The organism is Mucilaginibacter sp. UYP27 (genome assembly GCF_040547175.1).
Taxonomy (GTDB): Bacteria; Bacteroidota; Bacteroidia; order Sphingobacteriales; family Sphingobacteriaceae; genus Mucilaginibacter.
The window spans coordinates 600513-613006 of record NZ_JBEPPE010000001.1 but is presented as its reverse complement, the minus strand read 5'-3'; the positions used below and the strand labels follow the sequence as shown (position 1 = coordinate 613006).

The following is a 12494-nucleotide window of genomic DNA, read 5'->3' as shown; positions in this document are numbered from 1 at the left end:
TGGCTTTAATAAAGCAAATTATCATACGGGTATCTTTCCGCATGCGCCTTTTTCACGTACTCGTAAAGCAGTTCCCTAAACTCGTCTACATTTTCCTTTTCAGTAGCCGAGATAAATATGGCAGGGCTGTTGTTTTTAGCCATCCAGCTATGTTTAAAATCATCAAGGGTTAGTGGTTCTTCGGTTACGTCAACATGGTGTTGCTCGGGCACAAAGGCATCTATCTTGTTAAACACCGTGATGATCTGTTTATCTATAGCGCCAAGTTCTTTAAGCGTTTCGTTAACCGTACGGATCTGGTCCTCAAAGCTTGGGTGGGAGATATCTACCACGTGGATCAAAATATCCGCCTCGCGTACTTCGTCTAATGTCGATTTAAAACACTCTACCAAATGGTGAGGCAACTTGCGGATAAACCCAACCGTATCCGACAGCAGGAACGGTACATTCTCGATAACCATTTTTCGAACAGTAGTATCCAGCGTAGCAAACAACTTGTTTTCGGCAAACACCTCCGATTTAGACAGCATGTTCATGATGGTAGATTTACCAACGTTGGTATAACCCACCAATGCTACACGAATGAGTTGCTGGCGGTTTTTGCGCTGTGTTTCGTTCTGACGGTCGATCAGCTTAAGGCGCTCTTTCAGTAACGAGATCTTGTTCAGGATTAAACGCCTATCTGTTTCTATCTGCGACTCGCCTGGTCCGCGCATACCGATACCACCCTTTTGGCGCTCTAAGTGAGTCCAAAGGCGGGTTAGGCGGGGTAGCAGGTATTGTAGCTGGGCAAGCTCCACCTGTGTTTTAGCCTGCGCTGTTTGGGCACGGCCGGCAAAAATATCAAGGATAAGGTTGCTACGGTCAAGTACCTTTACATTCAGTTCGCGCTCAATATTACGTAACTGAGACGGGGTAAGTTCGTCGTCAAAAACAACGATGTCTATTTCTTCGGCAATTACATATTCTTTTATCTCATCCAGTTTACCGGTACCTACAAACGTAGATCGCTCGGGACGCTGTAATTTTTGGGTAAAGGTTTTCACGGTGAGGCCGCCTGCGGTCTCCACCAAAAATTCTAATTCCTCTAAATATTCTTTTTCGCGTTCTTCGGTTTCGTGTGGTGTAATTACACCAACCAAAACCACTTTTTCCTGCTTTTGGGCAGTATCAAAAAACTTTGGTTTCATTTTAAAAATGATTAACAATTAAAGTATAAAGGTAAACATTAAGTTACCTCCTATATAACTCACTCTATGGTGTTCTGTTCACATGGTAAACAATTGTTTTATATTAATAATTTCGCTTCGGGGTAATACATCGGGAAGCGATTAACAAGGACGTTATAAACAGTCGAGTTTATAACAAAACTTTCAGGCACATCCCGATAACGGGCAGCAAAATGGAAAGTTACTGTTTGGGAGAGTATTATATCAACATGATGGCACAAAGATATTGAATTAAGGGCTAATTACAAACCCTTCACAATCATCATACCATCAAAACCAAGGCACCATATAAAAGCTGCTTCGCTCCACCTTAATTTCAAAGTCCCTTGTCAGGATAAAGATGTTGTCTGGATTATTCGCTAACAAAACATTTATTGCAAAAAGAAGTGTTGCCATTATGATTAAGGCACGTGATATAAATTGGGGTATCTTATTGGGGTTAATAAAGTTTTTGAGAATCAAAAAGATGACTAACCAAATTAGTAGATACACTACAAAATCGACAAGTAAGGGCACTAAAAAGAATTGCTGAGACATGGACGTATGAAACCCTTTACACGTGTAAAGAAAAGGAAACCCTATAAAATCTATCGACCCGATATCATCTACAAATGCAATTGATCGCATAGTAATTATTGAAAAAGAAATGATAGTAAGCGGAACAACAAACTTTGCAATAATTTGCTTCATGATAATTATTACAAACCTTTCACAAAATCGCGCATTGCAGCCCCCGGGTCCTGTTGTTTCATAAAGTTCTCGCCAATTAAAAACCCGTTGAAACCGGCTGCCTTTAATTGCTTAATGGTTTCGGTATCGCTGATGGCGCTTTCCGAGATCTTCATGAACTCGTTAGGGATATGCTCAGCAAGTTTAAAGGAGTTTTCTACCGTTACAGTAAAATCGGCCAGGTTACGGTTGTTTACACCAATAGCATCCAGGTTTGTATCAATGCTTCGTTCCAGCTCTTCTAAGTTATGCACCTCTAACAATACATTCAAATCAAGGCTTTTGGCAAGCGATGCCAGGTTCTTTATTTCGGCAGGGGTTAGGATTGCTGCTATCAATAAAATAACATCGGCACCCAATGATTTTGCTTCGATAACCTGGTACTCATCTATCATAAAATCTTTACGCAGTATGGGGATATTGGTAGCGCGGCGGGCACGGGTAACATCCATTTTTCTACCCATAAAAAAGCCGTAATCCGTTAATACCGAACATGCTGAAGCACCCGCAGCAGCGTAATCTTTGGTTACATCTTTTACCAGCGCGCCATCATTAATTATACCCTTAGATGGCGACTTGCGCTTAAATTCAGCGATGATGCCCGTCCTGTCAGGTGCCAATAAAAAATCTTTAAAAGAATAAGTTTCCCGGTGGAAATATTCAGATTCTTCCAACTGCGTATAGGTAGTGCGCACCTTATCACGCTCGACTTCTATCTTTTTATAAGCAACTATTTTATCAAGTATGTTCATTGTTTTCTTTATTGTCATGCTGAGCGATAGCGAAGCATCTGTTTGCCGATTGCACAGTTCATGAATAGATCCTTCGCTATCGCTCAGGATGACAAATTTACTTATTTAATGTTTTACTAAGCCTTCAACCAGTTCTGCATCATTTCTTTCCCGTACTCGGTTAGTACCGATTCAGGGTGGAACTGTACGCCGCGCACGTTGTATTCCTTGTGCCTCAAAGCCATAACCGAGCCATCTTGTTCATCAATAGCGGTAATTTCTAATACAGCGGGCAGGTCTTTCTCTACCACCCAAGAGTGGTAACGGCCAACTTTAAAGGTATCGGGCAGGCCTGCAAAAAGGGGCTCGGCGCTATCCGTAACTTTTATTGGCGTAGCTATACCATGCATAGGTTGTGGCAGGTTATAAAGCTTGCCGCCAAATACCTCCGCAATAGCCTGCTGACCAAGGCACACACCAAACATGCTTTTTGTTGGTGCATATTTTTCTATCACCTGCAGAAGCAAACCCGCTTCTGACGGTATGCCCGGCCCCGGCGAAAGGATGATGTGGCTAAACGCGTCTACATCCTCCAGTTTAAATTTATCGTTCCTCCAAACCTCGCATTGCAAACCTAACTCGTTTACCAGATGCACCAGGTTATAGGTGAAAGAATCGTAATTGTCTATGATTAATATTTTCATTTTTTACACACCCCTAACCCCTCTCAAGAGGGGATTCTTTTTTTTAACTAATTTATAATCACCAGTCTCTAACCTTTAACTACAGCTCCTCCGCTAATTCTATCGCTTTCCTCAGCGCGGCTATTTTATTATCAACTTCCTTCAATTCGCTTTCGGCGATAGAGCCGGCCACAATGCCCGCGCCTGCCTGGTAATGCAGCGTATTGTTTTTGCTGAGGAACGAACGGATCATGATGGCGTGGTTAAAATCGCCGTTAAAGCCAAAGAAACCGATGGCACCGCTGTAAAAGCTGCGTTTGCTTTTTTCGTTCTCGTCTATGATTTCCATGGCGCGGTACTTTGGAGCACCGCTAAGCGTACCTGCCGGGAAAGTATCTGCCACAATTTTAAATGATGTAGTACCCGGTTTAAGCGTACCACTTACGTGCGATACCAGGTGAATAAGGTGCGAGTAATATTGCACCTCTTTAAATGCTTTAACACTTACGTTTTCGCAATGGCGGCTAAGGTCGTTGCGGGCAAGGTCAACCAGCATCACGTGCTCAGCAGATTCTTTGGGGTCGGCCTCCAGCTGGCGGGCAAGCTCTGCGTCTTTCTCGTCATCGCCGCTGCGTTTAAATGTGCCGGCAATAGGGAATATGCTTGCAGTATTGTTTTTAATGGTGATCTGTGCCTCGGGCGACGAGCCGAAGATGCGGAAGTCGCCGTAGTCAAAATAAAATAAATATGGCGATGGGTTGATGGAGCGCAGCGCACGGTACACGTTAAATTCATCACCTAAAAACTTGCGCGAGAACGCCCTTGAAGGTACTATCTGGAAAACATCACCACGATAAATGTGCTGTTTCATTTTCTCGACGATAGCGATAAAATCCTCATTGGTCAGGTTAGACTTTTCGGCCTCGTTGCTTTTAAAGCTATACTCGGGGAAGTTTTTGTTTTTGATAAGGTCTTCTATCTTCTCTAACCCGTTGGTTTTCGGTTGCCCTTCTACCTGGTTGTGGAAAATGTACAGCTCGTTTTTAAAGTGATCTATAGCAATGATGTAACTGTAGATATGGTACTGCATCACCGGGATCTTGCGGGTGGTGTCAGCACTTTCCTTTAAACGGATGGTTTCGAAATGCTCAACCGCCTCATGCGTAAAGTACCCGAACAAGCCGTTAGATAGGATCTTGGAAGTATTTGTCTCTACCTCAAACCGGGCAGTAAAATTGTTAATCTCGTCGGTAATATCAAATTCGCCGGGGGCGCTTACTTCCTCAGTTCCATCTGGGAATTTCTTTTTAAGGGTTTTGTTGTCTAAAACCAAGCCGCTAAAAGGGGCGCAACATACAAAGCTTAAGCTGTTTTCGCGGCTGTGGTAGTCCGAACTTTCCAGCAGCAGCGAGTTAGGGAAAACATCTCTTAAGCGCAGGTAAATACTCACCGGTGTAGTGGTATCTGCAAGTAGCTTTTTATGGGTAGTGGTAATTTTATATTTTTTCATTAGTGATTATCTCAGAGCGCATTAAACAAAAAAACCCGGCGAATTGAGCGTTCGCCGGGTTTCAAATTAGGTTTACATTTGATTAGTACTGCATATCAAAAACTATCCGGCCTGCCATGTTTTCACATAGTGCCACCAATTGGTATTAAGAGTAGTTTTTTTCATATCGTGGCGACAAATTTATACAAAAAATTGAATTAACAAATTTTTTGTCGACTTTTTTAGTGGGATATCCCGAAAAAAGTATGTCCGGGTGCATCTTTGGTCATTAAAGCGATGGCTACCACGATGATAACCAAGGCCAATGAGTAAAAAATAGCGATAGCTTTATGCTTGTTTTCGGGCAAAGTTGTCTTTTTTGATTTGCTGTGGCCAATGGTGATCAGGATCATGGCGATGATCATCATGGTAATGTGTTCCACCGTCCAGTAGCGTGCAGTAGGGTCTTTCATTACACCCCCGCCAAACTTAACGTTAGGGCTTATGAAATACAACACAAGCCCAATTAAAATTTGACTATGCACTGATATCATGGTAAACAGGTTGAGTTTGCGGTTACCGTTGCTGTACGCTTTTTTGCCAAACCAATTGGCAAAGGCCCTAACAATAGCAATTACAACCAATAAAAATACGATGTACCTGAAACCGGAGTGGAATGACAGGAAAAACTGATAAGCGTTCATGCGTTTAAAATTTGACCCGAATATAAATATAAGTTAGCATTGAACAATCATCGCCTCTATTATCCCTTTTCTTCCCAAACCATACATAAGTGCAAAATGGTATCAACCGCTTTTTGCATATCCTGTACAGATACCCACTCCTGCTTGCTGTGAAAAGCATGTTCGCCTGCAAAAATATTAGGTGTAGGCAAACCCATGAAAGATAACCGCGAACCGTCGGTGCCGCCACGGATGCTGCAAAGTTTTGGCTGCAGGCCTGCACGGCGCATGGCTTCCATCCCGTAATCTACAATTTGCGGGTGTTGGGCCAGCACATTTTTCATGTTGCGGTATTGCTGGTGCGTTTCTAATGTATATGTAGTGTTTGGATAACCTTTTAATATTTCGTCGGCCACCTTCCGTATAACATCTGCATGCTTTTCTAAATTCTCTTCTTCAAAATCGCGGATTATAAAATCGATAACGGCGGTTTCTACATGGCCGCTTATATCAACAGGGTGCACAAAACCCTGCATATCTGTAGTGTGTTCCGGCGACAAGCTATCTGGCAAGGCCGAAACTATTTTACCTGCAATTTTTATTGCGCTTTCCATTTTGCCCTGCGCAAACCCGGGGTGCGCGCTTATGCCGTTTATGGTAAGTTTTGCACCATCGGCGCTAAAGGTTTCGTTTTCCATGTTGCCGGCGCTTTCGCCATCCATAGTGTAGGCGGCAAAGGCACCAATCTTGGCAATATCGGCTTTATCTACCCCTCGGCCAATCTCTTCATCGGGTGTAAATAATATTTTTATGGTGCCATGTTTTATTTTGGAGTGATGTATCAACTGGTGGCAGGCGTCCATTATTTCGGCAAGTCCGGCTTTGTTATCCGCCCCCAAAAGTGTAGCGCCCGATGCGGTTATGATGTCATTTCCCAGTTGTTCTTTCAGGTCGGGATGGTCTTTCAATTTGATAATTTGTGCAGCATCATCCGGCAGGGAAATATCACCCCCCTGGTAATTTTTATGGATGATGGGTTTAACGCCCTTGCCGCTGCAATCCGGCGAGGTATCCATGTGTGAACAAAAGCAGATCACCGGTATGTCGGCCTTATCAGAATTAGACGGAATGGTGGCATACACATAGCCATATTCGTCGAGATGGGCATCAGTAATGCCTATTTCTAATAGTTCGGTTACAAGTAAACGGCCAAGGTCTTTTTGCTTTTGGGTAGAGGGTATTGTTGTGGATGCGGGGTCAGATTGTGTATCTATCTGCACATACCGTAAAAATCTATCGGTAGCAGTGTAACTTAAGGGTGTGTTAAAATCCATAGAAAGCCTATATTAGTGGAAATTTTATTTGCCCGGTTGTGTTTAACCGCAGCTAATTTGTAAATATCAAACATAAATTCAATTGAAAAAGTATCTTTTATTTATTGTACTGGCATTAGCCTTTTATAAAGGTAAGGCGCAGGGTAGTTTAAACTATGCCACCTTTGGTATTGGTTTAAGCGCAAGTTTAAACCGCCCGTATGCCGATCTTAAAAAAGAGTATAATAATAAATCTTTTGCGTTAACCCTCAATTATTTTTATACGCCTTATGTGCCTATTGGTTTAGAGTTCCAGATAGGTAAACTATCCGGCGGTGGCACAGACCTTAAGATAGATAAAGACGGCCGCCAATACGAAAACAATTATAAGGCGGTAATAGTGCATATGGATGTGCAGGCCGGCGAAATAATGAATTACCAGGGCAGCACGGTATTGAATGTGCTGAAAAACTTTTACCTGGGGTCAGGTATAGGTGGTATCATGAATAGCGTTAAAACACAAAGGGTAAGTGTTATTAACCCTCCTTATATGTTTCCGGGCACAGATAGCGGCGTTAACCTGATAATCCCGTTGCGTTTTGGTTACGAGTTTAAGTTTTATAACGAATATGACCAGCCAAACATCCGCCTGGACATTGGTTATCAGCATAATATAACCTTTGGCGAGGGTATTGATGGTTACGCCGACCCTACCACTAAGTTTAAGAACAACGCGCTTGACCAATACAGGCAAATTACCGTAGGTATTAAGGTAAACTTTGGCGGACAAAATTCATACGATAAAGAGATTAGGGGGTACTAAGTTGAACATAGAAGAACTGCGCGATTACTGCCTGGATAAACCAGGTGTTACCGAAAGCTTCCCGTTTGGTGAGGATACACTTGTTTTTAAAGTGTCCGATAAGGTTTTTATGCTTACCGGATTAGATTCGCCAAGTTTTAACGTAAAATGCGACCCGGAGTGTGCCATTGAACTACGGGAGCAGTACAGCGAAGTGCAGCCCGGCTTTCACATGAATAAAAAACATTGGAACACCGTACATACCGATGGTTTGCTTACCAATAAACAATTGCGTGAGATGATAGACCACTCATACGACCTGGTTTTTGCGAGTTTAGCCAAAAAGCTGCAGGCCGAAATTGCCGACAGTAAATAATGTTATGAAAAGAAATTTCTTTCTGCTGATTGCCTTTTGTTGCTGGCTGCAGGGTTACGCCCAGCTTACCCCCTTTGAGCAAAGCAAGGATAAAAATTACACGGCCACGTATGCTGAGGTGATGACCTATTATAAAAGCCTCGCCAAAGCACAGCCGCAAATGCACCTTTTTAATTATGGTAGCACGGATATTGGCAAGCCGCTAACACTGGTAGTCTTATCGAAAGATAAGGTGTTTGACCCGGCGCAAATCAAAAAGCAAAACAAGCGTGTATTGCTCATCAACAACGGCATCCATCCCGGCGAACCCGAGGGTATTGATGCCAGTATGATGCTGGTGCGGGATCTGCTAAAAAAGAATCAATTGCCAAAAGACGTAGTGCTTTGCTTTATTGCCCTGTACAATATTGATGGTAATATGAACCGCGGCCAATCGCGAGCAAACCAGAACGGCCCGCGTGCTTATGGCTTTAGGGGTAATTACCGCAACCTGGACCTTAACCGGGATTTTATAAAGGCCGATAGTAAAAATGCCCTTGCCTTTACGCAGATCCTGAATACCTGGCAGCCCGAAGTACTATTGGATAACCACACCAGCGATGGTGCCGACTACCAGTACGTGATGACGCTGATAGAAACCCAAAAAGATAAACAAAATCCAATATTGGCAGCCTATACAGATAAAACCCTTACGCCCAACCTGTATAAAGGGATGAAAAAAAGTGGTTATGAAATGATCCCTTACGGTGCAGGTGAACAAGGCCTGCCCGATAGCGGAATTGTTAGCTTTATGGAAACGCCACGCTTTTCTACCGGTTTTGCTGCCCAGCATAACATCATCAGTTATATGACGGAAACGCATATGCTGAAACCGTTTGATAAGCGTGTATGGGCAACCTATGCTTTTATGCAAAACCTAATAAACATTTGTCAGCGTGATGCGACAGTTTTAGGCATTATGAAAAAGCGGGTTGATGCCGAAGTGAGCAAACAAAAAACCTTCGCCCTTAACTGGATATTGGATGAAAACAAAGTAGATACCATCACCTTCAAAGGCTACGCCGCCGAATATAAAACCAGCGATGTAAGCGGCCTTAAACGGCTTTTTTATGACCGTGAAAAGCCTTACAGCAAACCTATAAAGTTTTATAACACCTACAAAGCAAGTGCTACTGCAGATAAGCCTGTAGCGTACATTATCCCGCAGGCGTGGGGCAAGGTTATCGATTTATTTAAGTTAAACAACGTTGCCATGAGCCGCCTGGCGCATGATACTACGCTGAGTTTGCAGATGTATAACATTGCCGATTACAAGACGGGTACAAGGCCTTACGAAGGGCACTACATCCATACCAATGTAAAGCTAAATCCGGTGGATGATAAAGTGAAGTTTTACGAGGGCGATTACGTGGTGTATGTAAACCAGCCCATTAACCGTTACATTGTAGAAACGCTGGAACCGCAAGGCGTAGACTCCTTCTTCGCCTGGAACTTTTTTGATAGCGTGCTCGGCCAAAAAGAATACTTTTCTGATTATGTTTTTGAAGATGTTGCCGCCAAAATGCTAAAGGATAACCCGGGGCTCCGCAAGAAACTGGATGATGCCAAAGCGGCCGACCCTAAATTGGCGGCAAGCGCGGGCGCGCAACTCAACTGGGTGTACCGCAACTCGTCTTATTTCGAAAAAACTTACCTGCGCTACCCGATAGGCAGGTTGCTTACCAATTCTAAACTCAACCTGCAATGATGCAAATTTTCCTGGCGTCGCCCGTGGCGTCAATCATATTTGTAATTACAATGGCTACCTCGCTTTGGGCTTTCTCTAACGAGAATATCTATGGCGAATTTATATTGAATCCCTATAACGTATCGCGTGGGCACAAGGTGTACACAGTTATCACCAGCGGGCTGATCCATAAAGACTGGAACCACCTGTTTTTTAACATGCTGTCGTATTATTTCTTTGCTTTTCAGTTAGAGAGTATGCTGGGGCACTGGCAGTTTGGTTTGCTATATGTGCTCAGTTTGATATTAAGCGACCTCCCATCCATCCAAAAACATAAAGATAACATTTGGTATAATAGCCTTGGCGCCTCAGGTGCCATCAGCGCAGTGATATTCAGCTTTATCATGTTTAACCCAAAGGCACAAATGGGTTTAATGTTTATACCGATACCTATCCCCGCCTGGATCTTCGGGATACTATACCTGGTGTACTGCCACTTTGCATCCAAACACGCGCGGGATAATGTTAACCACGATGCCCACTTATATGGCGCGGTTAGCGGCGTAGTGATTACATTCGCGTTGCACCACGATGTTATTAATGAATTTGTAAGGCAGTTTTAATTAGGCAGATCGATAGCTTCTTTGCTTATTTTGTTACCATCGGCATCAAACAAAAAGCTCATGGGTTCATTCGGGTTTTTGATGATCTCTAAGAGCAGGAAGCCCCAGTTTTTCCAGAAGTTTTCTAATACTTGCCCGTAGGTTTTGTTGGTCCATTCATCAAATAATGGCTTGCTGCTTATGCCGCGCAGGGGCATATCTTCAATATAAATATCTTCGCCAACGGGTAAAATATTATACTCCGGCAAGCGGTTAAACAGGTAGTTGCTGTAAAATACCCGGCCGCTAAACTCTTCGAACTGGATAGGGTGCAGCAGGTCGTCTTTTATCTGGCTGTAAATTTTATGATGATAACCAAAGTTAGCGGTATTGTCCTGCAGGCATATCACCAGGCCAAAATCTTTTATCCGCAAAGCAAATGTTTGGGTGTTGATCTCATCGCGGTAGCCAAACTCTTCGGGCTTGTTATCTACCTTAAACAAAAATAGGCTGTAAGGTTTAAACTCTTCGAATATGATAGGTAGGTTAATGCTCTGCAGCATCAGGTGCAGGTGGCTAAACTTATGGATAATGGCTTGCGATACGCTAAACTCCTCGCCCTGCGCGTGCATCATTTTAATGCCCGATTGGATCTCGTTAAAGATGATACCGTACAAAAGCTTGCTGGTCCATTGAAAAAGTTTTAGCTCATCAAGCGCTTTTATGCCTTCATATCCATTGGCAAACGCGGCTGCAATTTCGAGTTCAAGCGGCTCTAAATACTCCTCGTTAACGGCAGCTGAGCACGGGATCTTCAGGTCTTTGTATGTAGCTATGCTTTCGTCGAGCAGTTTAAAGGGCTGGTCTTCCAGATTGTAAAGGCTCATTAGCCATTGGGGGAACACCTGGATCTTTTCTTCTTCGCTTTGCAGGGCCGCGCCTGTTAAAAAGCAGTTGCGGTTACTAAAGTTAAAACGTTCGAACGGTGCGTAAATTTGTGCCGGCATGGCTGCAAAGATAAGCAGGAAATTAACTTAATGTTTTAGCTTTGGTATTATTGACATGCGGCTTACTTATCAACCCTTCGAGCTACTTCTAAAGCACACATTCACCATCGCCAAATTTTCGCGTACAAGCACGCCTTTGATGCTGGTACAGCTTACTCACGAAGGCCAAACCGGCTATGGCGAAGCGTCCATGGTGCCTTACATGGGCGAAAGCCACCAAAGCGCCGCGGCGTTTTTAAGCAAAGTGGATGTAAGCCAATTTAAATTCCCCTTTGATTTTTCTTCGGTCATCAACTACCTGGATAGCATTGCACCCGGCCAGCCGGCCATAAAAGCGGCTATTGATATTGCCCTGCATGATCTGGATGGAAAACTACAATGTAAGCCATGTTGGGAGTTATTAGGCAGCATCCCCGCCAAAATGCCGGTTACGAGTTATACCATTGGCATCGATACAAAAGACATCATCCTGCAAAAAGTTAAAGAAGCCAAAGGCCTAAAAGTGATAAAAGTAAAGCTTGGCCGCGATAGCGATAAAGAACTGATCCGAACCATTCGATCGGTTACCGATGTGCCGCTGTATGTAGATGCCAACCAAGGGTGGACTGACCGAAAACAAAGCCTCGACCTGATCTATTGGCTGCACGAACAAGGTGTAAAACTAATAGAGCAGCCAATGCAAAGAACGGACATAGATGGCAATGCCTGGATAACAGAACACAGCCCCATCCCCATCATTGGAGACGAAGCTGTGCAACGTTTGTCAGACGTTGATGATGCCAAAGGTGTTTACCACGGCATCAATATCAAACTCATGAAATCTGCCGGGATATACGAGGCTAAACAAATGATAAACAAAGCCCGCGAACTTAATCTTAAAATACTTATAGGCTGTATGAGCGAAACCAGCTGCGCCACCCTTGCCGCCGCCGCCCTTGCCCCACAATGCGATTGGGCCGACATTGACGGGCCGTTACTCACCACAAACAATCCATATCAAATACCCGCGATGGTTGATGGTAAGTGGGTGTTAAGTGATAAAGTAGGGTTGGGGTTGAATGTTATCGGGTAATTTACTCACTACGCTTCGCTGGCGACCCTCATTGCGACGCAGAGAGGGTAGA

The 12494-nt window shown here is 43.7% G+C and carries 12 protein-coding genes; 5 read left to right on the top strand and 7 right to left on the bottom strand.

Annotation, left to right across the window (positions count from 1 at the left end; translation table 11 throughout):
- Positions 1 to 5: 5 nt before the first annotated feature.
- The 6 genes from hflX to pepT form a co-directional block, all read right to left on the bottom strand.
- Positions 6 to 1190, bottom strand: a complete 1185-nt coding sequence (hflX, locus tag ABIB39_RS02750; protein WP_354427083.1) for a GTPase HflX — start codon at positions 1188 to 1190, stop codon at positions 6 to 8.
- A 737-nt stretch (positions 1191 to 1927) separates the two neighbouring features.
- Positions 1928 to 2710, bottom strand: a complete 783-nt coding sequence (gene trpC, locus ABIB39_RS02745) for an indole-3-glycerol phosphate synthase TrpC (RefSeq protein ID WP_354427081.1) — start codon at positions 2708 to 2710, stop codon at positions 1928 to 1930.
- Between the two features lie 116 nt (positions 2711 to 2826).
- The gene (locus ABIB39_RS02740) at positions 2827 to 3393 is read right to left on the bottom strand and encodes an anthranilate synthase component II (protein ID WP_354427079.1); all 567 of its coding nucleotides are present in this window, start codon (positions 3391 to 3393) and stop codon (positions 2827 to 2829) included.
- Between the two features lie 79 nt (positions 3394 to 3472).
- The gene (locus ABIB39_RS02735) at positions 3473 to 4882 is read right to left on the bottom strand and encodes an anthranilate synthase component I family protein (protein WP_354427077.1); all 1410 of its coding nucleotides are present in this window, start codon (positions 4880 to 4882) and stop codon (positions 3473 to 3475) included.
- A gap of 221 nt (positions 4883 to 5103) precedes the next feature.
- Entirely contained in the window at positions 5104 to 5565 is a 462-nt protein-coding gene (locus ABIB39_RS02730; protein WP_354427075.1) for a cytochrome B, read from the bottom strand.
- Positions 5566 to 5624: 59 nt separating this feature from the next.
- A complete protein-coding gene (gene pepT / locus ABIB39_RS02725; RefSeq protein WP_354427073.1) occupies positions 5625 to 6878 on the bottom strand; it encodes a peptidase T in 1254 nt (417 codons plus the stop codon).
- A gap of 82 nt (positions 6879 to 6960) precedes the next feature.
- Between pepT and ABIB39_RS02720 the strand changes: the two genes are divergently transcribed.
- Genes ABIB39_RS02720 through ABIB39_RS02705 form a run of 4 tightly spaced genes read left to right on the top strand, consistent with a single transcriptional unit; the run spans position 6961 to position 10384 of the window.
- Complete coding sequence (locus ABIB39_RS02720) at positions 6961 to 7680, top strand: hypothetical protein (RefSeq protein WP_354427071.1); 720 nt, start codon at positions 6961 to 6963, stop codon at positions 7678 to 7680.
- Position 7681: 1 nt separating this feature from the next.
- Positions 7682 to 8035 carry an MmcQ/YjbR family DNA-binding protein gene (locus tag ABIB39_RS02715; RefSeq protein WP_354427070.1) on the top strand — a complete coding sequence of 118 codons (354 nt, stop codon included), beginning with the start codon at positions 7682 to 7684 and terminating at the stop codon, positions 8033 to 8035.
- 4 nt (positions 8036 to 8039) lie between these two features.
- The gene (locus tag ABIB39_RS02710; RefSeq protein WP_354427068.1) at positions 8040 to 9782 is read left to right on the top strand and encodes a M14 family zinc carboxypeptidase; all 1743 of its coding nucleotides are present in this window, start codon (positions 8040 to 8042) and stop codon (positions 9780 to 9782) included.
- Positions 9779 to 10384: a rhomboid family intramembrane serine protease gene (locus ABIB39_RS02705; protein WP_354427066.1), complete on the top strand. Its 606-nt coding sequence runs from the start codon at positions 9779 to 9781 to the stop codon at positions 10382 to 10384. The genes ABIB39_RS02710 and ABIB39_RS02705 overlap by 4 nt, the downstream gene beginning before the upstream one ends.
- Here the strand turns inward: ABIB39_RS02705 and ABIB39_RS02700 are convergent.
- On the bottom strand, positions 10381 to 11370 hold the full coding sequence (locus tag ABIB39_RS02700) for a hypothetical protein (protein WP_354427064.1): 990 nt from the start codon (positions 11368 to 11370) through the stop codon (positions 10381 to 10383). The two genes, ABIB39_RS02705 and ABIB39_RS02700, sit on opposite strands and share 4 nt — an antisense overlap.
- A gap of 55 nt (positions 11371 to 11425) precedes the next feature.
- On the opposite strand from ABIB39_RS02700, the gene ABIB39_RS02695 reads away from it, so the two are divergent.
- Entirely contained in the window at positions 11426 to 12442 is a 1017-nt protein-coding gene (locus ABIB39_RS02695) for a dipeptide epimerase (RefSeq protein ID WP_354427063.1), read from the top strand.
- Positions 12443 to 12494 lie beyond the last annotated feature (52 nt).

Bases quoted from the DNA above. Each gene is read 5' to 3' on its own strand.
- hflX (WP_354427083.1), bottom strand. From the start codon at position 1,190: ATGAAACCAAAGTTTTTTGATACTGCCCAAAAGCAGGAAAAAGTGGTT.
- trpC (WP_354427081.1), bottom strand. From the start codon at position 2,710: ATGAACATACTTGATAAAATAGTTGCTTATAAAAAGATAGAAGTCGAG.
- ABIB39_RS02740 (WP_354427079.1), bottom strand. From the start codon at position 3,393: ATGAAAATATTAATCATAGACAATTACGATTCTTTCACCTATAACCTG.
- ABIB39_RS02735 (WP_354427077.1), bottom strand. From the start codon at position 4,882: ATGAAAAAATATAAAATTACCACTACCCATAAAAAGCTACTTGCAGAT.
- ABIB39_RS02730 (WP_354427075.1), bottom strand. From the start codon at position 5,565: ATGAACGCTTATCAGTTTTTCCTGTCATTCCACTCCGGTTTCAGGTAC.
- pepT (WP_354427073.1), bottom strand. From the start codon at position 6,878: ATGGATTTTAACACACCCTTAAGTTACACTGCTACCGATAGATTTTTA.
- ABIB39_RS02710 (WP_354427068.1), top strand. From the start codon at position 8,040: ATGAAAAGAAATTTCTTTCTGCTGATTGCCTTTTGTTGCTGGCTGCAG.
- ABIB39_RS02705 (WP_354427066.1), top strand. From the start codon at position 9,779: ATGATGCAAATTTTCCTGGCGTCGCCCGTGGCGTCAATCATATTTGTA.
- ABIB39_RS02700 (WP_354427064.1), bottom strand. From the start codon at position 11,370: ATGCCGGCACAAATTTACGCACCGTTCGAACGTTTTAACTTTAGTAAC.
- ABIB39_RS02695 (WP_354427063.1), top strand. From the start codon at position 11,426: ATGCGGCTTACTTATCAACCCTTCGAGCTACTTCTAAAGCACACATTC.